The following is a 26706-nucleotide window of genomic DNA, read 5'->3' on the forward strand; positions in this document are numbered from 1 at the left end:
GTCACATGAAGCGCAAACTATTAATAACAGGCGCAAGTGGTGTGATTGGCAGTAGTCTTTATCAAGGGTTACAACAAGAATATGATGTACTAGCAACAGATATTGAAGGCGATCCAACACAAGGAATAGAATCATTAGATATTACCGATGTAGAGCAAATCAAACAAAAAACAGTAGGCATTGATACGATATTGCATATCGCCTGGCAAAAAGATGAGGACGACTTTTTGGGGGTAGCGCTACCTGTGAATGTGACTGGTGCTTATCATTTATTTGAAGCCGCCAAAGAAAATGGGGTTAAACGAATTATTTTCGCAAGTTCCAATCATTCTACAGGCTTTTATAAAGTAGGAGAAACAGTAGATATCAATGATCCTTATCGTCCTGACAGTATTTATGGATTGAGCAAATGTTATATTGAATTGTTAGGTCGTTTGTATAGTGATCAAAATCATCTGTCTTCTTTCAATATTCGTATTGGAAACTTTCCTGGTGATGATCGACCTCATTCCGAACGTGCCACGCATATCTGGATCTCTGAACGTGATCTTCTTCAGTTGGTCAAATGTTGTATAGAAGCACCAGCAGATCGCAAATATATGAATCTGTACGGTACGTCAGCTAATACAGATAATTATTATAATATCGATTATCTGGCAGAAGAGATCGGTTATCGTCCGCAAGATAATGCTGCCGAAATATTGGCTGCTGAGAACCAAAAGAAAGAACAGCTTCCTCAAGATGAGACCCTATTTCAAGGCGGACAAAAAGGATAGTCAGGGTAATATAGATAAAAAAGCCAGTCACCTTCGTATCTGATATCTATTCAGACGTGAAGAGACTGGCTTTTGTGTTAAATCGCGGATGGTAGATTAATTATACTTTGAACACTGAAGCGGCTGTATTGAGTTCTTCCGCCAAGTTGGCTAATGATTGAGAGGTAGCGGCTGTTTCTTCAGAAGCGGCAGCAGATTCCTGACTAGCTGCGGCAATCGATTCTACAGCAAACATAACTTCGTTGGCTTGAGCTGCTTCTTCTTCACAAGCCGCTGCAATTTCATTCACTTTAATAGCGGAGTCATTCACTACATTTACAATTTTTTGGAATGCTTCTTCTGTATGTGCAGATTGAGTGACACTATGAGTAACTGCTTTGACGCTGGTTTGCGTATTTTTTTGCATTACTTTGATAATCGTTGCAATTTGCTTGGTAGCATCTATACTACGTTCAGCTAACTTGCGCACTTCATCAGCGACAACAGCGAATCCTTTACCTTGATCGCCTGCACGAGCGGCTTCAATCGCAGCATTTAGCGCAAGTAGATTCGTCTGATTAGCAATATCATCAATAACACTAATAATTTCACCAATGCGCTGCGAATCATCTTCTAATTTAGTCATAGAATCACTTACTTCATTCATAGATACTTTAGATTCACTGACAATCTGTTTGCCTTGTTCAGCCATATCTACAGTAAGATTGGAGAGTTCAGCCGCACCACTTGCACTAACAGCGACAGAATCAATCGCAGCCGAAAGTTCTTTGAACAATTCGGTAATCATAGAAGCAGATTCTGCTTGCGTATTGCTAGTATTGGCAATTTGTTCTGTACTTGCTGATATTTCTTGCGAAGAAGCGGCAACATTTTCTGAGGATAGTGTAATGCGTTCGATCAATTGGCGTAGATTAGCAGCCATCGTATGAACCGATGTAGATAACTGTCCAACTTCATCTTTATTTTTATTTTCCAAACTTTCACTGAGGTCGCCTTTCGCATAGTTGGAGATAAGACCATTAAGCTTGCGTAATGGGGAAGAAATACTGCGTGAGATCAGAGAACCGAGCAAAATACTAAATAATGTGACCAGAATCAAAGAAATAATCGTGATTTTGACACAAGCAAGATAGCTATCTTCAATCTCTTGACTGGCTTGTTGAGCAAGAGTCGAATTGTTTTCGATCATCACAGAAAGTGCTTCAGCTACCTTATCGCCCGCAGGTTTTAGCGTATTGTCTTTGTAGTCGTTAAAAACAGTTAAGTTATTGGCTTGCGCTAATCGTGTAGCTTCCTCATATAACGTTAAGTATTCTTTATAGGTTTGATTAAAGTTCGCAAGATTTGTTTTCTCTTTGTCCGTGGTAATTGAATTGCCGTATGTTTGAGCCAAATCTTCCATGTTGGTTTGGAAATCTTTCATTTTAGTAAGAAATTCCAGCTTCTTTTCTGCGGTCTGCGCGGTACTCAGATCCCGTACAGCTACTCGCAAACGTTGGTAGTATACTTCAATTTCTGATAAATCTTTTACAGCTATAAGATTATGGCTATACATATTCTTAGCTTTGTTGTTCAGATCTTTTAGATTTTGTAAACTGTATAATCCGAAACCAACAAAGATTAAGGTAATAATTAAAAAAGCAGAGATGATTTTTGTTGCTGTCCTCAAATTCCGAAACCATTGCATACCCTAACCTCCCAATTGCATAATGTAGACATGATATATATTTCGACACTATACGATAATTCTTAATAGGAAATTCAAACTTTTGTACCAAAATTTTAAAAAAAATAAATATTTTTTGAATATTTGGTTAACATATACACACTATGACGTTGATAGCAGACTTGTTTCTGGATTAGGAATAAAGGGGATAAACTAATAAGAGTTACTCATTTCAAATATATTTGCAGGTTCATGCAAACAAAGGAGAGTATAGTCATGGAACAAGTAATCGAAACACAGCAAGGGTTAGCATTGCAAATAGATGGCGAGACCAAAGCAGAAATCGGATTTAGTGATTATGATGAGCAATCGATCAGTATCGACCATACATTTGTATCGGAAGAATTGCGCGGGCAAAAAGTGGGGCAAGATCTGGTGAAAAGAGCTGTAGACATTGCTCGTAAACAAGGAAAAACAGTTGTACCTGCTTGCTCGTATGCATTAGCATTATTTAAACGCAATAAAGATTATCACGATATCTGGCGTAAAGACGTTTAAAAGACCAACAACTTTAAAATGTTCAAACTGTTGTCACCAAAGTGCTTACCCTCAACTCCAATATAAAACTATAATGAGAGTATGAACTTGAAAGATGGGGAGCGTTTGCATGGATAAAAACACACAGCCTAATGTGGTCACACCAAAAACGAATAAAAACTTTGCCGGAATCATTATTACGGTATCCGTTATTGCTAACGTTATTATTTTGTTGCTATTTTTCTCGCCAGCTATTGGTTACAAAGGTACCGTCGATTTCGATATTACCTTATTGCCACGAATGAACGCGATCTTTAACAGCTTTACGTTTATTTTTCTGGTAGCGGCTTTAATTGCTATTTTGAGAAAAAATATTAAAGTCCATCGCGGCTTTATTTTAGCGGCTTTTTCGTCTACATTGTTATTTTTAGTTACGTATTTAACATTTCATTACCTATCACCAGAAACAGCTAAATTTGGCGGTGTAGGTATTGTGCGTCCGATCTATTTCTTTATTCTGATTACACATAGTTTCTTAGCTGCGATTATCGTACCGCTTGCTTTGTTTGCTCTCGTGTGGGGATGGACGATGCAGATTGCCAAACACAAAAAAATTGTACGTTGGACTATGCCAATCTGGTTATATGTAAGTTCTACAGGCGTTATCGTATATCTAATGATGGCGCCGTATTATTGATCATTTTGGATTAATCAGAAATTACTCAGAACATAAAAAAACCGCAGCTATCCGGGCTGCGGTTTTTTTATACATATGGCTATAAGAAAAGTATTGTAAAAGCTGTATCTTATACAATACCGTCTTTGTAATTGTTCTGCCAGTGTTTGTCACCTTTGTGGTTGAAGTCTTCGACTGTTCTTTCCAATGTTTCTACCAATTGTGCTTTGATCTCAGCAATAGTATCACGGTATACGCGTTCTTCATTACCGTTGATTTTGTCGCCATAGATTGCTAAAGAAGCTGTATATTGGCGGTGTTTTTCAACCAACTCATCAATAGATTGTAATGCGTGTTCTACATAACGAGTAATAGATTGTTGATCTTTTGGAAGCATATCACGAAGTTGTTGTACTTTACTTGTATTTGTCATTTTCGGTCACCTCTTATTATTAATTGTAAATTTACATTAACACTTTTTCACATTAATTACCTTAAATTCGGATTAAATTTTGACGAATTTATGAACAAACTATAACGACAGTCCAATAAAAGTGTTGATACATAAGGGAAAAAATATATATATGATCAAGACCTTTGAATTAGGTTAAAGGTCATTGTTTACTGAAAAATGATGTGTCCAATATGTGTCTGTTAATGTCTATACTATCATTTCGGTAGAATTATTTTCAAATGTTATAGCAAATACTACTTTAGTCACAATTTGTCGATAAATAGGAACTATGTCCTACTTTATTTCCTATAGTCGGATAGGTAATCATTTTTCTAGTACTATTTTAGTATAAATCTTTATACACAGTATAAATTTACATATAAATCTATGATATACATTATAACCTCTTTTCCAAATAATTAACCTGTGATACAGTAACGGTCAGCTTGTCTATCTTTACCAACACGTCGAAGAAGTAGTCTTTTTGCAATAAGGATATCTATTCAAGATCAGAACAATGGTGTAAAGAAGATTATAATGTCTATGATTCAGAGCACATCGAACAAATTCTAATAACGAGGACGGTGAATTATGGAAGTACAATCACTACGACAGGTCGAGAAGTTAGCACTTGAAAAAAATCGTATCTACAAACAAAGCAAGCTTCGTTATTTATCGCGTTCGATGCTTGCCAGTATGTTTATCGGATTTGGCGTTATTGTTGCTTTCAAAACAGGGAACTTCTTTTACGCGGTGGAATCTCCAATGGCGTACCCGATGGCTGCGCTAACGTTTGGAGCGGCGATCATATTGATCTCCTACGGCGGTGGGGACTTATTTACAGGAGATACCTTCTATTACTCCTACGCGGCGATCAGGCGTAAGCTGAAGTGGTTAGATGTGATCAGGATGTGGATCACAAGCTATTTTGGGAATATACTCGGAGCATGTGCATTTGCATTATTAATCTTTTTAACAGGGCTATATGCAGATCATTCAGTGAATGCTTTTTTATTAAATGTGGTTCAGCACAAAATGGAAGCGCCTACGATGCAATTGTTTTTCCGCGCTATTTTGTGTAACTGGCTTGTCTGTCTGGCTTTCTTTATCCCGATGGGCTTAAAAGGCGATGGCGCCAAATTATTTGCAATGATGCTTTTTGTATTTTGTTTCTTTATTTCAGGGTATGAGCACAGTATCGCGAATATGTGTACATTTGCGATTGCTTTAGTAGTTGATCATCCGTCTACTATTAATTTTGCCGGTGTTGTTCATAATCTTATTCCGGTGACATTAGGGAATTTAATCGGTGGAGCAATCTTTATGTCAACGATGTACTATTATGTGAATAAACCATTTATGGACGAAGAACATGAAGCGTAATCCAATCTAATATGCACAAAAAGACCAGCCAAAATCATCATTTAGCTGGTCTTTTTGTTATGTAGTCTTAAAGAACTAAAAATATTTTTGAATTTTAATGAAATGTGTGTTTATTCGACAAAATATTGGTTATAATTATATAGTAGTAAGACTTATTACATGTGTCCAACACAAAGGGAGAGCCAACATGAGTGTTTATCAATTTTCTGCTAAAGCTATGAATGGTAAAGAAGTATCACTGCAAGAATATAAAGATCAAGTTATCCTAGTCGTAAATACAGCAAGTCAATGTGGTTTCACTTTCCAATATGAAGATTTACAAAAGTTATATGATCGTTACAAAGAAAAAGGGTTAATCGTTTTGGGCTTCCCTTGTAATCAATTTGCTGATCAAGAACCTGATGGTAATGATAAAGTAGAAGCATTTTGTATGTTGAATTATGGCGTATCGTTCCCAATGTTCCAAAAAGTAGATGTGCGTGACCAAAATGCTCATCCATTGTTCAAGTATTTAGTGGAACAGAAGTCATTTGAAGGATTTAATATGAATCATTCAGTATCTAAATTGATGGTACAATTGCTGAACGAAAAGCATCCAGAATATTTGCCAGGCGATTCTATCAAATGGAACTTTACTAAATTCTTGATCGATCGTAACGGTGAAGTAGTAAAACGTTTTGAATCGACAACCGATCCATTGGATATGGAAGAAGATATCGAAGCACTGCTATAAAACTGTATTACATTAGTATGTATGCTAGAGATAATCATTCAAATATATTGAACTCCTATATAGTAAAAGCCTGGCAGGGTATTATCCCAGCAGGCTTTTTTTGTGTATAAAAAAACCGACATCTTCGCAAATGAAGTATCGGTTTGAGGAACAGACGGTGGTGATAGATTCAACCATTCCAATCTTCCTTATATATAGTATAACAAGATCATCTGTATGATCTTTATTCTCAGTAACAGGGATTAATTTGGATTCTTAACAGCTATGCGCGTGTTCTAGAAGGAGTCTGGCTGTGTTTCATATATTCTAATTTACGAATAATTTCTTTTTGCCATTTAAGATCGCCAATACGTACGGCAAGGTTGAGAAGATCCAGATAATCATCTACTTGTAGTGAAGTCTTCTGTGTCATTACGTTCATCGAGATTCCGGCTCCTTTGAAGTTAAAATAGGTTGCTGTGCTTTATCAACATCTATATTATCATTTCATTATCAGTTGACTAGGAATGATAATCATTATCATAAATTTATTGTAAACATTAATACAGTCAATTGCAAATGAATTATGCAATTTTTATTAAAAATAAGTCTATATTTTGATATGTTCACATGATGTCCATACGTGAGATATGTCATAATCCTCTGCAAACACGTACAATAGTGATCGCAAAGATCTATTTTTACGTAAGTAAAGGAGAGTTATATGTCGTATACCAAAATTAAATGGATCATTTTATTTTTACCTACTGTAACGATTGGGTTATGGGAATATATTCGTCACCAATTTTTAATGCCGTATCTTTCTATGGAAGTAGGCAATTGGTTATCACCTGTGATTATCTATGTGGTTAGCGTTACTTTGCTACGGCAATTATTTGATATGCTAGAAAATACACGCGCCGCGCTCGATCAAGAGCGTATTGTCAAAGGAAAATTAGAAGAACGTCAATTGCTTGCAGGAGAATTGCATGACGGGGTCGCTCAATCTTTATTTTTATTAGGCGTGAAGTTAGATCGAGCGAAACGAATGTATGCTGATCCACATGTACAGGAAACGCTTAACGATATTAGTCGCACAGTAAGTGAAGCTAATCACGATGTACGACAAGCGATTGCTGATCTGAAGCATGTTCCTCGTAGTGGAGCAACTGAAGAAGTCTCACTTGCTTATCGTGTCTGGGAAATGATTCCGTTAGCCGGTGTACAAACAGAATTAGATTGGAAGTTAGATGATCAATATATCCAGCCTGAAGAACAAGCAGAACTGTTAGCTTGTATACGAGAAGGATTGTTGAATATTCACAAACATGCGCATGCCAAGCAGGTCTGGATACATAGTGAAGGCAATCAGAACGGGTGGCAGATTGTGATTGAAGATGATGGAGAAGGATTTCATGAACAGTCTTTACAATTGCCCGGTCGATTTGGATTGAAAATTACAGCCGAACGTGCGCAGTGGAGAGGATGGACGTTTGCTTTGCACCGTCAACAAGAGCGAACTTTATTTATCATCAAAGGAGGTCATCGTGATGAATAGTGTACGTGTCTTAATTGTAGATGATCATGCTCATGCGCGCGAAGCAACGCGTGTCATTTTGTCAGAAGATCCTATGTTCAATATTGTAGGTACAGCGACCAGCGGTCAGGAAGCTTTAGAGTTCACCGAGCAATGGATGCCGGATCTTATCCTGATGGATATTTCGATGAAAGGTATGGATGGGTTAGAGACAACGCGTCTGATTAAGCTTAGATTTCCGTATATCAAAATTATTATGATGACCGTATCCGATGATGCTGCTCATCTATTTGAAGCGATCAAGCAAGGCGCGCAAGGATATATTCTCAAAAGCTTACCTCCTTCGATGTGGTTAGAATATTTGCGTAGTGTTGTACTGGATGAAGCAGGGCTTAGTCAAGAAATTGCACTGCGTATTCTACAACAATTCCCGTCGACCAAAGCGCAAAACGATCCGGTAGCTAATACATTAACTCCGCGTGAAAGAGAAATTTTGCATTGGGTATCGTCAGGGCTGACCAATCGAGATATTGCGGCAGAGCTTAACATTTCAGAGCAAACGGTCAAAAATCATCTCAAAAATTTACTGCACAAATTGCAATTAGAAAATCGAGTACAATTGACCAGATATGCGATTGAACATGGATTAGCGTCTGATCAGCTCTATCGTCCATAATCTTTTCAAATTTAAGCCATATTTGTAACAGATATAGCCCTATATAGTCATGTTCAGAATGTACTCACTTCGATACTATAGAGATTGTGATTGCAGAAAACAGACTTCATAGAAGGCATCTCACATAAAGTAGGTGAATCATATTTATAATCAATCATTTGATTTTTCGATAACCAAACAGCGATTGTTGTTACCTGTATTGCTGGTGCTTTTGAGTATCTTCGGGGGATTATGTTTGCCACAAAGCACTTATGCTCATTCATATGTGCAACAATCTTTCCCTGCTCAAAATGAAGTGCTGGATAAAGCACCGGACAAAATTACGCTATTATTCAATGAATCGATACAGCCTGCGTATTATCAGATTGTATTGAATGATTCATCCGGTCAAAAAATAGATGGAGTCAAAGCTGTTATCGATAGCAAAAATGCGGCTCTATTAGAAGCAACGATTCCTGTACAACTTCCCGATGATATTTACAATATTTCATGGAAAGCGGTCTCAGGAGATGGGCATCCGGTAGAAGGTGGGATCGTTTTTCAAGTTGGAGACGGTGCTGGCAAAAAAATGTCATATGCACCAACGACGATTGCAGATAGTAAATCGGTTAATCCACTATTAATTGTTATGCGGTGGTTACAATATACCGGTCAATCATTGGTATTAGGATTGCTTGCGTTATCGTTATTTTTATTACCTGCTCGCTTGCGTACATCGGAAGCGACAACATGGATGCGTCAGCGACGATATGCTTTATTTTTATGGATTGGTATGGCGCTCACAGTGGTTGCTTTACTGGTTCAATTGCCACTGCGTATCGCCTGGAATGCAGATATTCCAGTTACACAGACTACAACAGAATTAGGAAATACATTCCGCGAAACGACTTTTGGACAGGTATGGTTGATCCAGATGATTGCGGCTGTGCTGATCGTAATTCTGTTGATCTTATATGCTCATAGCAAACTTACTACCTCTGCCAAACGCACGATCGGAATGATGGCGATTGTATTGATGATTGTGCAATTATTAGCCAAATCGCTAGATGGACATGCATATGCAGAACCGTATGCAGGCATCGCTATTGCGGCTGATTTTATCCATCTAGTGTCGGCTCTGATATGGAGTGGTGCACTGGTAGCAATAGCTGTATTTGTACCGCGTATTGTAGCTCCTTTTACAGGAGAAGAACGCAAAACGGTATATTGGAGTATTATTCGCCGATTCTCATGGTGGGCGATCGTATCGGTAGCGGCTTTATTAATTACTGGTATTTATGGAAGTATTATTTATCTGCCTAATCTAATGGCATTGTTCAATACCGCATATGGCTTAACATTACTTGCAAAAATGTTATTGTTCCTTGTAATGGCGGCATTTGGCGCAATGAATTATGTCAAAGGACGACAGCAAAAAGAAGAACTAGGCAAAGACTTAATGTGGGAAGTGTTAACCGGTTTTGTGATTTTGATGCTAGCAGCAGCGCTGGTGCATCTTTCTCCTCAAGCGGCTCCGATCAGTAATGGAGCGACACCGAAGCAGACTGTACAGACACAAGAAGTGAATGGATACGAGATTACGCTTGAAGTACCTAAAGCGCAGATGGGTAGTAATACGTTTATCGTATCTGTTAAAAATAAAAATGAATCTAAAGCGGTAGATGTAGAACAGATCACGTTAACGATGAATCATATGGATATGGCGATGGCTCCAACCGAAATCTTGCTTACAGCCAATGATGGCAAAGATGGAGTCTACCAGAAAACAGGTATGGTCAGTATGAATGGTAACTGGAATGTCAAAGTTCATATTTTGACCAAATCATTAGATACGATTGACACTGAATTTACACTACGTATTGGCTGATAAAGTGTTGTACAGCAGGCAGACTATATTATGCCTGTATCATATATAAAAAAGGGAGTATGACAAATGAAAAAAAACTCGGTATTTACTAAAATGATCACGATAGGTTCAGCAGTTATGGTTGCAGGATTACTAACATTTAGCAGTATTGCAAGTGCTCATGTTACGGTCAAACCTGCTCAATCGATGCCTTCCGCTTGGGAAACGTATACGATCAAAGTACCTTCTGAAAAAGACTTGCCGACTACTAAAGTCACATTAAAAGTACCGGAAAACTTATCTTTCAAACAATACCAGCCTGTACCGGGTTGGAAAACAACAACTGAAAAAAATGATGCGGGTGAAATCACTTCGATCACTTGGGAAGCAGAAAGTGGCGGAATCGAAGCAGGTCAATTTCAACAATTCGTATTTGTAGGTGAAAATCCAGCCAAAGACGGAGAATTAGCATGGGATGCTTATCAATACTATAGTGATGGTAGCGTCGTGGAGTGGACAGGGAAAGAAGGTAGCGAACTGCCACATTCGATTACTACGATTACAGAAAATGCAGCTACGACAACACCAGCGGCTCCAACAACAGACGGACATGATACAGCATCTACAGAAGACACTGCAACAACTACAGACGAAGCGACTGGAACAGATACAACAACTGAAAGTACTCCAGCTACAGGCACAACTACAGATACTGCGGCTTCTAACGATATGAATAATATGCCGATGGAACAACCAGCTAGTAGCAATGGTCTACAAGTAACTACATTGATTATTTCGATTATCGCTTTAGTATTAGGCGGAGTCGCTGTTATGAATTCACGTAAACGTAAATAAAAAAGGTAAGATAAAAAGACATTTTATAATATAAAGCCAAAAGATTGAGAACTTAGCTGTCATTGTTCTTGATCTTTTTGGCTTTTTTTATGCAGAAAAACTTATTTTTATCGAAAAAATTAATATTTTTGTTAAAAAACCTTACATATCTATTGTATCTTATGCATATTTTTTTTATACTGCATTAAACGAAAATGTCGTATTATGATCTTAAAATGGAGGGAATGCTAGTGAGTCAAACACCAGTACAATCGCCGTCAAGTCCAGGAAGAATATTTACATGGGTCGAGAAGATCGGTAATAAAATTCCTAATCCATTTTTACTGTTTGTGTATTTGATCATTATTTTGATGGTAGCAACAGCTATATTGTCGTGGTTGCATGTGTCGGTGAAAGATCCGACAAACGGAGAATCCGTTGTTGTCAAAAACTTGCTGAGTGCAGAAGGAATCCAGTGGATATTACCTAATATCATCAAAAATTTCAGTGGATTTACGCCTTTAGGTTCTATTCTGGCACTGGTCTTAGGAGCAGGATTAGCAGAAAAAGTAGGGCTGTTACAAGCGTTAATGTTAAAAATGGCTTCACGCGTCAGTGCCAAGTACGCCAGTTATATGGTGTTATTTATCGCCTTTTTCAGTCATATTTCTTCAGATGCCGCGTTAGTGATTATGCCTCCACTTGGTGCGCTGATGTTCCTAGCAGTAGGTCGTCATCCGATTGCAGGCTTGATGGCGGCTATTGCAGGAGTAGGTTCTGGATTTACAGCGAATCTACTGGTGGTAACGACAGATGTATTGCTATCTGGAATCAGTACAGAAGCCGCCAAAGCAGTAAATAATACGATTAGTGTTAGTGTATTGGACAACTGGTTTTTTATGGCGACATCGGTGATTGTACTGACGATTACAGGAGCGATTATTACCGATAAATTTGTAGAACCACGATTGCCTAAATATCAAGGAACAGATCAAGACAAAATGGAAGCTTTGACTCCTATTCAAAATAAAGGTCTACTGGCAAGTGGTATAGCGGCAATTGTATTTATTGGTGTGATGTTATTATTGATTTTGCCTAGCAACGGCATTCTTCGAAATCCAGAAACAGGTTCGATTGTCCCTTCACCATTTATGTCAGGGATTGTGCCTATTATTATTATTTTCTTTTTTGTTGTTGCTGTTACTTATGGTGTGGTTACCAAGCAGATTCGTAATCAAGGCGATATTCCACTGTTGTTGATTGATCCGATGAAAGGGATGGCTGGCTTTATTGTTATGGTTTTTCCGCTATCTCAATTTGTTGCTTTCTTCAACTGGAGTAATATGGGGAAATTTATTGCTTTGGGGTTAACCGATCTTTTAGAAAAAACCAATATGACCGGAATGCCTGCTTTTCTAGGATTGATGTTCTTGTCTGCACTACTATGTATGTTTATCGCCAGTGGATCAGCCATCTGGTCGATTTTAGCCCCTGTATTTGTGCCGATGTTTATGTTGCTTGGATATCATCCAGCCTTTGCTCAAATGATATTCCGTATCGCTGATTCGTCGGTAATTCCTTTCGCTCCAATGTCACCATTCCTTCCATTGTTTTTAGGATTTTTACAGCGATATCAGAAAACTGCTCGTCTAGGAACGTATTATTCACTTATTTTGCCGTATCCGATCGTTTTCTTGATCGTCTGGTCGCTTATGCTGGTTGTCTGGTATATGGTAGGGCTTCCGATTGGGCCAGGGGTATATCCTCGATTGGCTGATTAGTTACTAGATTATTGAATTGATCACTATATGCTTCTATACAAGATGGACATCGAACAAGGAGATGAACTTACATGTTAAACATCATTGAATTACGCCGCGATCTGCATCAACATCCTGAATTGGGATTTACCGAATATCGTACAGCTTCGATTGTTGTACAGACGTTAAAATCGCTAGGTTATGACGTGATCTACGGACAAGATGCGATCGATGGCGAGAGTCGCCGCGGATTACCAAGCGAAAAAGTACTGGAAGAATCGTATCAACGCGCTCTACAACATGGTGCTGATCCCGATATTTTAGCAAAAATGCGTGGTGGATATACCGGTGTAGTCGGTATTTTGAAAGGAAAGCATTCAGGGCCTACACTGGCTTTTCGTTTTGATATGGATGCACTGCCTATTGTAGAAAGCAAAGACGATGATCATTTTCCACAACAGCATGAATTTGTTTCGCATTTTCCAGGGAATATGCATGCTTGTGCGCATGATGGTCATACCACGATCGGGCTTGGTGTAGCAGAAGCATTAAGCCAGCAAGATTTCACCGGAACGATCAAGTTGATTTTTCAGCCAGCCGAAGAAGGGGTACGTGGCGCTTATGCTATGGTCGAAAAAGGAATGCTGGACGATGTGGATTATCTATTTTGCGCTCATCTGGGGTGTGAAGTGCCTACTGGTCAGTTGCATGGAGGAACAAAAGGGTATCTAGCAACAACCAAGTTAGCAGCGCATTTTCATGGAGTAGCTTCTCATGCAGGAGCAACACCGGAAAAGGGACGGAATGCACTGCTTGGAGCGGCAACCGCTTTGCTGAATATTCATAGTATTCCACGTTACAGTACAGGAGATACGCGAATCAATGTAGGAGTACTGGAAGGCGGTACAGCAGCCAATATTATTCCTGAACATGCGCGTATGATTATCGAGACTCGATCTGAATCCGAAGAGGTCAATAGCGAGCTAGAGCAACGTGTACGCACGATTATTGAACATAGTGCAGGTATGCATGGATTAGAGTATGAGGTTGAGATCGTAGGTGGAGCTATCCCGATTACTTGTGATGAAGAGATGATACAGATAGCGCGAGAAGAAGCGGTAGGTATCGAAGGGGTGCATATGATTCCTGAAGAGAGCGCCTATTCTACAGGTAGTGAAGATGCTAGTTATATGTTACGACGTGTACAAGAAAATGGGGGTAAAGCTACGTATATGATTATAGGAGGTAGTAACCCTGCTCCTCACCATCATCCGAAGTTTGATATTGAAGAAGCGGCATTGCCGATCGGAATCGAATGGTTCCGTCGAATCGCTCTGCGTATTCTTCGTTAAAATCATCCAAGCTTCTTTTGCCTATAGAACTTGATATAATAAGAAGTAACGTATATTCAAGTGTGAGGACAAAGGAGAAGATGATGACGTATCGATTCGGTATCGTGGGGCCGCTCCCATCTGTAGAACGTATTTTAAATCTGACCCAACATCTAGCGGACGATGTAGAATTTGTGGCGATGGTCTACAATCATCCACGAGAAATTCCACAAATTTTAGAACAGTATCGTTCCACAGTTAAAGGCTGGTTATTTTCAGGGCCTATTCCATTATCAGTCGCAAGCCCTTTTTTGAAAGAAGATGAGTTAACAGCCTATTGCAAGCCTGCGGGTTCAGGATTATACAAAGCTTTATTGCAAATGAATAAAGATTATCCTATTCAAGATCAACGGTATTCAATCGATATTATTCGTTCAGAAGATTTGGATATGCACGAGTCTTTTGCTGAAGCAGAATTGCCGATTGATCAAGTATATTTGAATATATTTGAAGGCTCGGATGAACCGGAGACATTGATTCAATTTCATATGGATAAATGGACAAGCGGGCAAAGTGTTGCCGCAGTAACGTGTATGCATTTTGTGTATGCCGCTTTGCAAAAACAAGGGGTTCCTGTGTATCGTCTGACTACAAGTTCGCAAGATATTCGGCAAGCAGCCAAACTACTGATTCAGCAAGCGAGAAGTTCTTATTTTAAAGATACTCAGATCGGGATTCATATGATCGAAGCTGATCTACTGAATCATCGTTCACTTACTGAATCGACTTCGTACGGATTGCAGTATGCTGAATTACGTATTAAAACGGTACTTCTACCATTATGTGAACATATGGATGGGGTACTGGTAGACAAAGGAAATGGGCGTTATCAGATATTTAGTACACGCGGAGCGATCGAACGTGAGTTATCGAGACTGCATCATAGTATCGAACAGATTGCGCTGGAGATTGAAGTAGAAGTGTCTGTAGGAATAGGGTATGGAGATACGGCGTTAGCCGCAGAAAATCATGCGCTACGCGCTCTTCAGCAAAGCAAGCAACAAGAGTCTTCTTCACGCATTATTATTGTGCAAGATAACGGTGTGATTCGTGAAGCAGTAGGGCAGATCGAAGAATGGAGTTATAGTTCTCGTTCTCTGGATCGAGCATTATTGTCTCAATTGAACGAAGCTAATATCAGTGTCAAAACGTACAAAAAAATCGAAGCACTGACACAGCGAATGAACTGGGATGGCTTTACCACCGCTCAACTTGCTCAACATTTGTCTATGACTGTGCGTAATGCCCAACGGATTATGAGTAGCCTTTGTCAAATTAAGCTTGCCGAGATAGAAGGTGAGGAGCTACAAGCGCTACGAGGGAGACCACGCAAAATTTACCGTTTAACTCAAGTGCATAGTTCTTCTGAAGCATCACTTGAACAGACCAAGCACAGTCTAGATTAAAGGGGGAGCAATGTTGGATAAGAAGCTTATTTCATGGAGTAACGGGATCAAATTATATTACATTATTGTAGCGGCAGTCTGGGTTTTTCTGATGATCCGCAAATCAAATCTGATGACACAGGGCGCGAGTACCGCTCAGCAACAATCGTTGTATGTGGCAGTGATAACAGTAGGGATTTTGGCTATCGTTCCTGCTTTGATTCTGGCATGGAGAGGGTTGTATCGCTGGATAAGCAAATCACCGGATGTGTCTATATCTATGCGTCGTTTTCTGTTAATTATTAGTATTCCGATGTTGCTAGTGATTGGTTATATGGTGGAATTGATTCTCATTATGATTTTTGTAGGCTTAGGAGGATAACATTATGATCAATACCGATACGATTCATCGCTCGATAGACGATCGTCAACACAAATGGACAACGATCAGTGATCAGATCTGGGAATATGCAGAGACTCGTTTTGAAGAAAAGCAATCTGCTGAATTGTTATGCCTTGCTCTAGAGAACGAAGGATTCCGTGTGGAGCGTGGAAGTGGCGGTATTGAGACTGCATTTATAGCAAGTTATGGAAGTGGTCAACCTGTGATCGCTTTGTTAGGTGAATATGATGCATTATCCGGACTTAGTCAGCAATCAGGAAGTGCCATCGAACAAGCGGTTGTTGCGGGTGGCAATGGTCATGGATGCGGTCATAATTTGCTCGGAACAGGTGCATTAGCGGCGGCAGTTGCGGTGAAAGATTATATGGAGCAACATGGATTGTCTGGAACGGTACGCTATTACGGTTGCCCTGCGGAAGAAGGCGGCTCTGGCAAAACATTTATGGCGCGTGAAGGGTTATTTGACGATGTGGACAGTGCAGTGACATGGCATCCTATGGATTATCATAGTGTGATGTCGGTTCATACGCTGGCGAACTTTCAGATTTATTACAAATTCAAAGGCAAAAGCGCTCATGCCGCCGCCAGTCCACATTTAGGACGAAGTGCGCTTGATGCAGTGGAATTGATGAATATTGGCGTGAATTACTTTCGAGAACATATTATTCAAGAAGCTCGTATTCATTATGCAGTGACTCATACCGGTGGATTATCGCCTAATGTGGTACAAGCAAATGCAGAAGTGCTTTATCTGATTCGTGCGCCTCATGTACGAGAAGCCGCTGATATTATGGAAAGAGTCCATGATATCGCCAAAGGCGCGGCACTGATGACAGGCACAGAAGTAGAGATTGTATTTGATAAAGCATGTTCCAATATTATACCGAATACGACGTTAGAACAGGTTGTGTGTGAGCAATTTGCTCAATTTCCGATTCCTGAACATACTTCAGAAGAATTAGCATTAGCTACTGCTGTTCAAAATACATTAACTGTACAAGAAAAAAAGGGTAGCCAGCATCTTCCTGCTACGCTTCAAGGTAAAGTGTTAGCAGATCATGTGAATCCGTATCTGCATGGACTGATGTTGTACGGTTCAACCGATGTATCCGATGTAAGCTGGATTACGCCTACAGTACAATGTACTACAGCATGCTTTGCAATTGGAACGATGCCTCATAGCTGGCAATGGGTTACGTTAGGTGCAACGTCTATTGCTCATAAAGGCATGCTCTATGCCAGTAAAATTATGGCAGCTACCGCTATCGAAATCATGCAGAATCCACAGTTACGTCAATCTGCGCAAGCAGAATTGAAAGAGCGATTACAGGGCGAGACTTATGTATGTCCGATTCCAGCAGATGTTGTTCCTTCTGCGACCAAATAAAATCAGTAAGATCAACAGCAAAAAGCTATCTAAGTAGAGTATAGATGTACTCCTCATAGATAGCTTTTTGAGTTATTTTCAACTATTGAATGATATGCCTTGATTTCAAATCTTATTGTAGAGATTCGACTTCAAATACAGGGATCGTGACATTAGATTCTAGGTTAGCAGGAGCATCTGGAGCTTCTAAGCCATAGTCTGGTTCTTGCAATAGCCCTGTTTCATCTGTTGATTCGGTTGTTCCATTTTCTTCGGTAGGCGTACTATTTCCATCTGTCGAATCGGTATTGCCTGATCCTAATGTACTTGTAAATGGCTCAAATTCACCTCGAAATACACCGGAGACGACAAAGGAACCTGTATTCCAATTCAGTTCACCTCGAAGACGAATATATTGCTCACCGACTAATGCAATCGCTCCTTGATTATCACTATCAGTGGATACAATATTGACTTCAAATGAGACAGGTTGATTGAGATAGCTTGTTAATGTGCTTCCATCAATAGAAGTGTATTCATTTTGAGTCTCGGTACGTGTGTAATCTCCATCTTGATTGCGTGTGTAAATAGCAGTCTGCCCTTTAGCCAGATCAGATGGATTTTGGACTTGGATCGTTTGATTGTCACCGATTGTATATCCATCGGCTTCGACTGAAAGCAACGCGCGAAATCCACTATTTTCAACTGCATAAAAAGAAAAAGTAGCGGTACGATCTGTACTGGGCTCGGATTGGATTTCAATCACAGGTTGATCAGGTGTACCTAATGTATTCACAATCGCCAGACTACGGATCTGAGCCGCTTGTTGCGCAATCTCTCCAGACAAAATACTGGTATCTCCATTAGCTGTCATCCTACCGATATAAAGATGATTTGCTGTATCGGTTGCCAGTGCATACACATCGGCATTTAGCCCGTTCGTGCCTCCTACGACATGTTGATACGTCACCGAAGGGTTAGAACTTTGCAACACATAGAGCGGATCACTAGAAGCCCACGCAACCTTCGTCTGTGCTACCAGTGTCGTTGTGTCTTGGACAGGTTGTAATGCTTGATAGATATCAAGCGCTTGTTGATACTGTCCTGCTGTTACCATATTATTGGCTTCAAGTAGTAATGAATTAATCTCATTATTGATCGTGGTAGTTACAGGAGATGAACTTAAATTAACGCTTGTTACCCACTGATTAAAACTTTGAGCATGAGTAACAAAATTACTAATCTGCTGATTAGCAATATCTTTGGCAAGAGTCTGAGCTGCATTGTTTTGCGCCGCAGTCAGTACCCAGGTAGCACTCCAATCATGTTGTTGGTAACCCTCCCATGTGGTACGTGCTTGTTCTAGAAAAGCAGTGAAATCACCTGCTGCTGCCAGTCTTGTTAATTTGGTCTGATCATACGTTTTGAACAATGTATTCAAGTAAGCTTGACGTGTACCTTTGACTGCTAGATATTTTTCTGGAATCAGCAACAGATTCCATTTATCGGATTCATCAGTGTAATTGCGTTTTTGTAAATTATTTTGTAGCCCTGCTTCAAACAATTCACGAAAAGCTTGAAAATCCGTCTTGAGTTGCTCATTGATTTTCGATTCATTGGTAATTTGCTTGTATTGAACTGCATACCTTTTGTCAGCTTTTTGTTGCTGGCTGAGACGTTGTTGCCATAATTTATAAGCGGTAAGATACGCTTCAAATTGCTGTGTACTTGCGGCAGATTGAAGCTGTTGTTGACTGGAACTTACTGTCTGCTTCCAATCGGTAATCGGTAACAATTGCAATAACCGATTAGCAATATGTTCATTCTGGTATTGAATCGATGTGTTGGTATTCGCTTGTTGATAAAAGGTTTCAGCTTCTACCCATTGCTTCTGAGCGTAATAGCGATCTGCTTCTTGCACAGCCTCAATTTTTTGCGAAATTTGAATCCCTTTATAGACCGCTAGCCCCGCTGCTATAGCACAAGCTACGATTAACAGATTACGTAATGCAAATAAACGAATGATACTCATGAGATACCAATTCCAGGAACAGCAGGCTCAAAATCAGAATCGCCTTTATATAGCTCTTGGCGAATACTTTCTACATCTATCGCCATCGCACTGCCTTTTTGTGCAGGATCGTTATGGATCATCCGGTACAATCGCAGAAAGCGGTCTTTAGGTAAAAAGCGTGCATAACGGCGAACAAATCCAGGATACATCGTGACATAACGCTTCATTCGTACGGCAGCAGAAGTAACACTCACTAGAATATTCATTCCATTTTCTAATTTCAAAATCTGAGGTTCATTGGCTATCACATAGCGAATTGCTCGATCTTTCACCATTTCGCGTTTGATTTTGGCAATTTCACCGATATATTCGGCTAATAAAGGATCAAAATCATGCACAATCAATGAATCCAGATCAAGATCCATATCACTACGCAACCGGAAATTTTGCAATAAAGATAGTTGAGCCAGACGCAGACGATCATTATGCACAACAACGGCTGCTTGACGTAACATATGATATCCTTCTACATCTTCACCACTACGCACAGCAGCTACAGCCGTCGATTGATCACGTACAGTGCCCTCATAGATCGTTTTACCATCTGTTTTAAATAGTCGTGCTAACTGCCTTAGTGTTTCTTTGGATACCATACGGCGTTGGACTAAAAGAAGAGCGCTGATAAGTACTACGCCTGTAATCACAGAAATAACGATTTGGGTGATCTCTTTAGATAGCACAACCGCTATAATAGTAAGAAGAAGAGCAAATAGAATCTCATTCACCATTTTGCGTTTAGCACGCAGACGGGCTTGGTGAGTCACAGGAACCAGTGCTTGTTTGCCACAATCAGGACAAGCATCCCCGGGTAAAATAGTGTAATTTTGGCATTTCCGGCATATTCGCAAATTATCGTATACACGCCGGGTGCGGTGAAGTACCGGTAATTGAATCGATTTTTTAGTTGTTGTCATAGATTAAGATCACTCACTATACATCGTATTTATAAAGAACATCAGGAATCTGCTAACAAGGAATTGGGTGAATGTGCGAATCTGTTAGCTTCTTTGGTTAATAGTAGATAGTAACTGCTTTTCTAATTCATCTTCTGTTGGAACACGTTTGCGTTTAAATGCGTACATAGACAATCTTAGGATAACAAAAAGAAACAAAACAGCGAGACATACGTATGCAAACATATGACATTCCTTTCTTAATCAGATTTATCGAGTCTAACTTTAATCTAAGGGAGGATCGTGATTGCTCGTTGAATCATAAAGTGTTCAACAACCTCACTATACCTATATTGTAGCGCATAATCTATTACAGAATAGCGAAAATCGGGAGTGATATTCAACTTTTAGCCTATAGTCTAGTCGGTTCCCCCGTCTTAAGGTGGGGAAGAAATTTGCGAATATGCGTTATAATGGTATCCGGCTTGTTATGATAAATAGCGCATAGGTGTTTGTGATTTATGATCTAAAATGGAGTAAAATGGATATATCGATAAGAATAGTATCAAATTTTTCACTTTATGATTTTTAAGGCATGTTAAGGTGAATTTAACCGGCGCTTAATGCAAATGTCGTAAGATGGTGTACGATAGTGCCATCTATCTATCCAGTGAAGGAGTAGACTTATGTCCCGAAGAAATACAAACTTTATGTATATCCTGCTAGCTTTGGTTCTGTGTCTGACACAGTTGCCTAGCACAATGTTCGCTGCTTCAGCGACAAATAGTACTAATAATTCAACTACACCAATTGATGCGGTTTTGGTGCTGGATGCTAGTAATTCTATGAAATCCAGTGATCCGCAACAATTAGGCAGTGAAGCGATGAAATTATTTATAGATATGCTACCATCGCAAGGCGATCGAGTAGGAGTTGTATCGTATACAGATCGGATAGAACGCGAAAAGGCATTGACTGCTATTCAGTCTGCTGATGATAAAACACAGTTGAAATCTTTTATCGATGGTCTAACACGAGGAGCTTATACCGATATCTCGGTAGGGATGAAAGAAGCCGTTACTATTTTGCAAGACAATGCACAGCAAGGGCATGAACCGATGATTGTTTTGTTCGCTGATGGTAACAATCAATTGAACAGCAATTCTGGACGTAGTAACAGTCAAGCAGATGCTGATCTGAATACAGCGGTAGAACAGGCGAAAAAAGATGGCTATCCTGTCTATACGATCGGGCTCAATGCAGACGGTAAGCTAAATCAAGAAGCATTGAAAAAGATTGCTGATGATACAGGTGGTAAATCTTTTGTAACAACTTCGGCTGAAGAGTTGCCAGAGATTTTGAGTGAAATTTTTGCTGATCATCAAGAAGTTAATGTAGTACCGGTTGATTCGATCACCGGAAATGGACAATTTCAAGATGTAAAAATTCATATTCCGAATGCCAATGTAAAAGAAGCCAATATTTCTATTATGTCGTCAGAAGCGGTTGAAGTGAAATTAGTTGATCCGTCGGGCAATGCTGTAGCGGTACCGTCAGACAAAGTAAGCATGTCTACTTCCAAAAGCTATTCGCTTGTCAAATTACTCTCTCCACAACAAGGAGATTGGACATTACAGGTTAAAGGTGTCGATCAAGACAAGATTGATATTAATCTGGTGTTCAACTACAACCTGGAATTAGCACTAGATCCTATTCCGACCAAAGCGTACAGTAAAGGCGATAAAATCGATATCGTTTCGTATTTAACAAGCGGTGGTCAGAAATTAACAGATAATTCGCAAGCAAGCAGTATGAAAGCTGTGCTTAATGTGAAAGATATGGATACAGGAACAACCAGTCAAGTTCCTTTGACCACAGATGGTAGTGAATTTAAAGGTACATTTGAAGTGCCAGACAATCATGTCTATCAACTGGTTGCTCGTGCAGAAGAACAAAGCTTTTATCGTGAGACGGCTCCAGTGACAATCGATGCCAAAGGCGGTGTATCCGGTAGCGGTGAAAAAGCTGGATTGGGTCTGGTTACATGGATCATTATTGCAGTCGTTGCACTACTGATACTTGCAGGATTGTGGTTCTTACTTGGCTTCTTGAAAAAAAGAAACCGCGGCTTTGTCGGACAAATGGTTATCGAGATTCGTGATGAAAATACCGGCGAACGCTCCTATCCGCAATACAAAAAACTAACTACATTCCGCGGCAAGTTTAACCTGCATCAACTGGTTCAACTTGCACCAGAACTGAAAGAAACCGAAAATATTATTTTCACACCAAGCAGTAACGACCGCATTATGATTCGGAATAACGGAGATAATGTGATTGAAAAATCTGCTCGTGCGATCGATGCTTCGAAAGGCTTTGAACTCAAAAGCGGCGACCGCATCACAATCAGCTTACGTCAGGTCGACAAAACGATTTTGCTTGAATATCTAACGTAATCCTGTACACAAACTATTCATATGCATGAGGTATACTAAAAAATTATAAAATTCCTTATCCATCATCTAGCTTTTCTTTCCAAAATCTAATATTCATTCGTTACAATATATTATTGAAACCAAAACTCGTATTTTAAAGTATGTATCTCATGACATATATCTCGAAGTGAAATCTAGTACTCATCCTATTATCACAGTACTTCAAGCTTTTAAATAATGCGTAACTACAACCCAGCACCGGATTGCAAATCCAAGCGCATTCAATCTTTCTTCTTCCTACTCAAGCGCTCCAAAGTGGAAGGATGCACAAGCGAAGGGAATGGAATCGTTCTGAAAGTCGCCTTTAAGACTCGGATATCGACCACTTCGTGGTCATTCAAGATATCCGATCTTACCAGCGACGCCAAGAACGATTCCACCCCGTAGCGCTTGTCCTCACATCCACCCATCACCAAATAAAGAAATTTAATTCGCCCAAGGGGGATCATTCATGAAACCAATCGTTAGAGAACACATTCAACAACTGGACGTATCACTTGGCGGTGGTATTGTCAGTGATAAAATACGCGTCGATACGATCGACAACCCTATTTTGATTATTGGACTTGGTGGTACAGGTATTGATGCATTATTGCGCCTTAAATACCAGATCAACCGCCGCTTCAAGCTTCCAGAAGATCCTATGACTAAGAAAAAACAAGACAAACCCGATAACGTTGAATTTCTTGCATTTGAAACGAATGAACAAGATCGTAACAAAAAATATAAAGGTATCGGGCTTGATCCAATTAACGAATTTGTATTGCTGTCCAATGCAGAGATCGGTGGACTACTGCAAAACCGTAGCCTACTAGAACCGTATATCACGGAATGGTTATCTCCAGAACTAGGCATCACTGACGGTATGAACGGTGCGGCTGGTGTACGCCAAGCAGGACGTTTGCTGTTATTTACCAAAATTAATCAAGTCGTACAAAGTATCGATAAAAAAATCAAAACGCTGTCTGTCGGAACCAATAAAAAGCTTATGGTCTTTTTACTGACAGGGTTATCTGGTGGTACAGGTAGTGGTTGTTTCTTAGATATTTCGTATATCGTACGTGGTATTGTAGAACGCGATTATGGTGCAGCAGGGGTAGACCGTCTGAATATGCTAGGTTACCTATTTACACCGGACGTGAATTTATCCAATAAAAGTCTAAGTGAGCATACACGCGAATATATTCGCAAAAACGGGTATGCCGCTCTCAAAGAACTGGATTACTGGATGAATGTGGATAGTCGTGGTGAACGTTTCAAACAGCAGTACGGCAGTATACTCAATGTAAATTCACCGCTGGCACCATTTAATCTATGTCATTTGATCTCAGCAACCAATACCGAAGGTAAATTGCTTGAAAATGCTTATGATTACTGTATGAATGTAACGGCGGAAAATATCACTAACTTTATGGCAAGTGAAGAAAAAGCGTCTGGTGAAGAATTTGCGATCCATGACTATATCAGTAATATTCGTACGAATATTGCACAGATGAACCGTGCGTATCCTGCGAACTATGAATACAATATTATCGGTGCTTCTTCTGCGGTATTGCCAATTGAAGAAATGACCACTTATCTCGCTTATCGTCTGTTCCAAAAAATGGACAAAATGTTTGATCAAGCGCCAGATCAAGAAGCTGTTGAGAACTTTGCCCGCAAATTAGGGGTAGATGTCGAGACGATGACCAAAACATTTGAGTCTCGTGTACCTGAACCGTTGCCTGGATTTGAAAATAGTGAACGTCTAAGCTTCAATAATGTAGTTAAAATGCAAGCTGTGAATATGGATACGGAACTGGAGCAAACGTTCTTGATTCGTGCTCGTGAAGAATACATCAAAGCGAAGCAACAATTACCAGGCGAGATCGTCGGACAATTTTCGGATCAGATTCGCCGTATGTTCTTACATCCAGAACAAGGGCCTTTCTATGTATCACGTCTGTTGTACTCGGAAAAAGGATTCTCGTTATTGAAAATGCTTCTATCTTATATCGAGACATTGCGTGAAAGTCAGACACGTATTCCGCGTGATATTGAATCAGCGGCAGATTATGCGAACGAACGTCTGGGTGATGCGAAAAGTGCTTTTGTATCCAAAGACAAAAAGAAAAATGTATATATTGAAGCTAAAATCGACGAATACTGGTTGCGTGCTGATGTAGAACGTACGCAACAAATGATCGAATTTTATGAAGATTTGTATGAAATGCTGAATCGCGAAAATAACCGAATCTACGGTGTATTTACAGAAGTATTGAATGCATTAAGCTCTATTTTTGAGAAAAACGGTGAGTTGTTGACCAATGCGAATGAACAAGAGGATCATCGTGGTAACAAAACGTATTACTGGAATCTCGTTAGCGTACCAGATATCTCCAAAGCAGTGAGCGATATTATGGATAGCAAAGATGGCGATGATCTGATTCGTGATTTCTCTGCGCAATTGCTAGAACATTCTGATCAATGGGTGAAAGAGCAAGAAGTCGATATTGTACGCTCGATCTCTGATTTCTTGAGCGACAAATTCGGTGATTTGATTACACGTTCAATGGAAGACTTCTTAGTGATGAAATATGGTCAAGATGAGCCGATTGAGAAATTTGTAGAGCGTACTATTGCTAGCAAATTGGATGATGAAGCTGTACCGGTGTTCCATTTAAGCAACAGTGCAGGTAATCTGCATTTCCCTTCATGGGGATTTGTATCGGTACCGGTTCAAGCACCAAGTATTTTGCGCGGTATCCGTAACTTCCAGAACAATGCACTTGGTAAATCACACTTTACGATCAAAGAAAGTAAAGTCAAAAACCGTATATTCTGGTTGAACACTCGTAATGGTGTGCCATTGTTCGTATATACACCACTGAAAGTATATGAAGAGAACTATGAGCGTACGATTCTAGATCGTGAAGGTATTGGTCGTCATTTAGTACAGACTGAGAAAGAAAACTGGACATACTTGCCTTCGCCTATCCCTGAGCAATCATGGGGTGAAACGTACACTAATGCTCGTGTACAAAGCTATAACGCTCGTGTGCGTGCAGATTATGCGCGTGCGAAGCAATTAGGCATTATTGTAGAAAAAGATGCCGACCAAAATACAAGCAGTCGTTTTGCTGTTCATTTTACACAGCCATTCGATTTAGTGCCTACGCTTGCTAGTTACGATATGCGTCTGGATGCGCCTCGTCCGAATCTAGGTGAAGTGAAACGTGCATTAGCAGAACTAAGACGTTTGATGACAGAAGGCTTGCCACACGAATCGACGAAAGATATTTTTGGTAGCTTTAACGAAGATCTAGCACGCGAAAACTTAATTCGTTCACCAAAAATGATTGAACGTGTACGTGCAGAACTAGCGAAATATGAAAGTATTCAAGGCAAAATTGCAGAATTAGAAGGTATGTTAAGTCGTTACGAAGGCGAAGAAAAACTAACTGACCAGTTCTTACAAGCACTTTATACCGATACGATTACTAAAAAAGGTGCATTGTACGTCTATGATCGTGATCCTGAAGAAGAAGCTTGGGATGCATTTGCGAATCTGATGAAGAGCCGTAATTTTGTAGAATTTGAAGTATTTGAACATTTCCGCAATCTAGATCAGAAAAATCGTGCAACATTAATGCGTAAAGCAGATCGTCGCGACAATGAAATCACTTCGTCTGAAGATATTGCGCCACTGCTAAATAAATTAGATGAATTGTATGAAGCGTATCTGGAAGCAAGAGATCGCCTGGAATACGAACGTGTAGAATTAGCTAATGGAGATGAAGCTTACCAGTTCTACAAACAAATGGTTACCAAATTAAGCGATATTCGCCGGAAGTTGAAATAAG

General features: G+C 39.7%; 21 protein-coding genes. 16 read left to right on the forward strand and 5 right to left on the reverse strand.

Annotated features, from left to right (window positions below):
- Window positions 1-5: 5 nt before the first annotated feature.
- The gene (locus ACFSGI_RS00245; protein ID WP_204826382.1) at window positions 6-776 is read left to right on the forward strand and encodes an NAD-dependent epimerase/dehydratase family protein; all 771 of its coding nucleotides are present in this window, start codon (window positions 6-8) and stop codon (window positions 774-776) included.
- 100 nt (window positions 777-876) lie between these two features.
- Here the strand turns inward: ACFSGI_RS00245 and ACFSGI_RS00250 are convergent, their stop codons facing one another.
- Window positions 877-2463 (reverse strand): methyl-accepting chemotaxis protein, encoded by a 1587-nt coding sequence (locus tag ACFSGI_RS00250; protein ID WP_204826383.1) that lies wholly within the window; start codon window positions 2461-2463, stop codon window positions 877-879.
- Window positions 2464-2718: 255 nt separating this feature from the next.
- Between ACFSGI_RS00250 and ACFSGI_RS00255 the strand changes: the two genes are divergently transcribed.
- Together ACFSGI_RS00255 and ACFSGI_RS00260 are read left to right on the forward strand one after the other, a co-directional pair.
- The gene (locus ACFSGI_RS00255) at window positions 2719-3000 is read left to right on the forward strand and encodes a GNAT family N-acetyltransferase (RefSeq protein ID WP_204826384.1); all 282 of its coding nucleotides are present in this window, start codon (window positions 2719-2721) and stop codon (window positions 2998-3000) included.
- A 109-nt stretch (window positions 3001-3109) separates the two neighbouring features.
- Window positions 3110-3676: a DUF420 domain-containing protein gene (locus ACFSGI_RS00260; RefSeq protein WP_204826385.1), complete on the forward strand. Its 567-nt coding sequence runs from the start codon at window positions 3110-3112 to the stop codon at window positions 3674-3676.
- Window positions 3677-3785: 109 nt separating this feature from the next.
- Here ACFSGI_RS00260 and ACFSGI_RS00265 read toward each other — a convergent pair whose 3' ends face one another.
- On the reverse strand, window positions 3786-4088 hold the full coding sequence (locus ACFSGI_RS00265; RefSeq protein ID WP_204826386.1) for a hypothetical protein: 303 nt from the start codon (window positions 4086-4088) through the stop codon (window positions 3786-3788).
- Between the two features lie 612 nt (window positions 4089-4700).
- Here ACFSGI_RS00265 and ACFSGI_RS00270 point away from each other — a divergent pair.
- Both ACFSGI_RS00270 and ACFSGI_RS00275 read left to right on the forward strand, forming a co-directional pair.
- Complete coding sequence (locus tag ACFSGI_RS00270; RefSeq protein ID WP_204826387.1) at window positions 4701-5492, forward strand: formate/nitrite transporter family protein; 792 nt, start codon at window positions 4701-4703, stop codon at window positions 5490-5492.
- 187 nt (window positions 5493-5679) lie between these two features.
- Window positions 5680-6225: a glutathione peroxidase gene (locus tag ACFSGI_RS00275; RefSeq protein ID WP_204826388.1), complete on the forward strand. Its 546-nt coding sequence runs from the start codon at window positions 5680-5682 to the stop codon at window positions 6223-6225.
- A gap of 262 nt (window positions 6226-6487) precedes the next feature.
- Here the strand turns inward: ACFSGI_RS00275 and ACFSGI_RS00280 are convergent, their stop codons facing one another.
- A complete protein-coding gene (locus ACFSGI_RS00280) occupies window positions 6488-6646 on the reverse strand; it encodes a hypothetical protein (RefSeq protein ID WP_204826389.1) in 159 nt (52 codons plus the stop codon).
- A gap of 282 nt (window positions 6647-6928) precedes the next feature.
- Between ACFSGI_RS00280 and ACFSGI_RS00285 the strand changes: the two genes are divergently transcribed.
- From ACFSGI_RS00285 to ACFSGI_RS00325, 9 genes are all read left to right on the forward strand, one after another.
- Window positions 6929-7762, forward strand: a complete 834-nt coding sequence (locus ACFSGI_RS00285; RefSeq protein WP_204826390.1) for a sensor histidine kinase — start codon at window positions 6929-6931, stop codon at window positions 7760-7762.
- Window positions 7755-8417 carry a response regulator gene (locus ACFSGI_RS00290; protein WP_204826391.1) on the forward strand — a complete coding sequence of 221 codons (663 nt, stop codon included), beginning with the start codon at window positions 7755-7757 and terminating at the stop codon, window positions 8415-8417. The genes ACFSGI_RS00285 and ACFSGI_RS00290 overlap by 8 nt, the downstream gene beginning before the upstream one ends.
- Before the next feature lie 133 nt (window positions 8418-8550).
- On the forward strand, window positions 8551-10284 hold the full coding sequence (locus ACFSGI_RS00295) for a copper resistance CopC/CopD family protein (RefSeq protein WP_379282125.1): 1734 nt from the start codon (window positions 8551-8553) through the stop codon (window positions 10282-10284).
- 66 nt (window positions 10285-10350) lie between these two features.
- Complete coding sequence (locus ACFSGI_RS00300) at window positions 10351-11118, forward strand: YcnI family copper-binding membrane protein (RefSeq protein WP_204826393.1); 768 nt, start codon at window positions 10351-10353, stop codon at window positions 11116-11118.
- A gap of 230 nt (window positions 11119-11348) precedes the next feature.
- Complete coding sequence (gene abgT / locus ACFSGI_RS00305; RefSeq protein WP_379282127.1) at window positions 11349-12878, forward strand: p-aminobenzoyl-glutamate transporter; 1530 nt, start codon at window positions 11349-11351, stop codon at window positions 12876-12878.
- Between the two features lie 71 nt (window positions 12879-12949).
- Window positions 12950-14209, forward strand: a complete 1260-nt coding sequence (locus ACFSGI_RS00310; protein ID WP_204826395.1) for an amidohydrolase — start codon at window positions 12950-12952, stop codon at window positions 14207-14209.
- Window positions 14210-14292: 83 nt separating this feature from the next.
- The gene (locus ACFSGI_RS00315) at window positions 14293-15654 is read left to right on the forward strand and encodes a hypothetical protein (protein ID WP_204826396.1); all 1362 of its coding nucleotides are present in this window, start codon (window positions 14293-14295) and stop codon (window positions 15652-15654) included.
- A 13-nt stretch (window positions 15655-15667) separates the two neighbouring features.
- The gene (locus tag ACFSGI_RS00320; protein ID WP_204826397.1) at window positions 15668-16015 is read left to right on the forward strand and encodes a hypothetical protein; all 348 of its coding nucleotides are present in this window, start codon (window positions 15668-15670) and stop codon (window positions 16013-16015) included.
- 4 nt (window positions 16016-16019) lie between these two features.
- Entirely contained in the window at window positions 16020-17423 is a 1404-nt protein-coding gene (locus ACFSGI_RS00325; protein ID WP_204826398.1) for a M20 family metallopeptidase, read from the forward strand.
- A gap of 112 nt (window positions 17424-17535) precedes the next feature.
- Here ACFSGI_RS00325 and ACFSGI_RS00330 read toward each other — a convergent pair whose 3' ends face one another.
- Together ACFSGI_RS00330 and ACFSGI_RS00335 are read right to left on the reverse strand one after the other, a co-directional pair.
- Window positions 17536-19434 (reverse strand): hypothetical protein, encoded by a 1899-nt coding sequence (locus ACFSGI_RS00330; protein WP_204826399.1) that lies wholly within the window; start codon window positions 19432-19434, stop codon window positions 17536-17538.
- Window positions 19431-20390 (reverse strand): hypothetical protein, encoded by a 960-nt coding sequence (locus ACFSGI_RS00335; protein ID WP_204826400.1) that lies wholly within the window; start codon window positions 20388-20390, stop codon window positions 19431-19433. Before ACFSGI_RS00335 ends, ACFSGI_RS00330 begins: the two co-directional genes overlap by 4 nt.
- Before the next feature lie 665 nt (window positions 20391-21055).
- Here ACFSGI_RS00335 and ACFSGI_RS00340 point away from each other — a divergent pair.
- Entirely contained in the window at window positions 21056-22825 is a 1770-nt protein-coding gene (locus ACFSGI_RS00340) for a vWA domain-containing protein (protein WP_204826401.1), read from the forward strand.
- A 490-nt stretch (window positions 22826-23315) separates the two neighbouring features.
- Window positions 23316-26705 (forward strand): tubulin-like doman-containing protein, encoded by a 3390-nt coding sequence (locus ACFSGI_RS00345; protein ID WP_204826402.1) that lies wholly within the window; start codon window positions 23316-23318, stop codon window positions 26703-26705.
- Window position 26706: the final 1 nt, after the last annotated feature.

Source organism: Paenibacillus nicotianae (assembly GCF_042681745.1).
Classification (GTDB): domain Bacteria; phylum Bacillota; class Bacilli; order Paenibacillales; family Paenibacillaceae; genus Saccharibacillus; species Saccharibacillus nicotianae.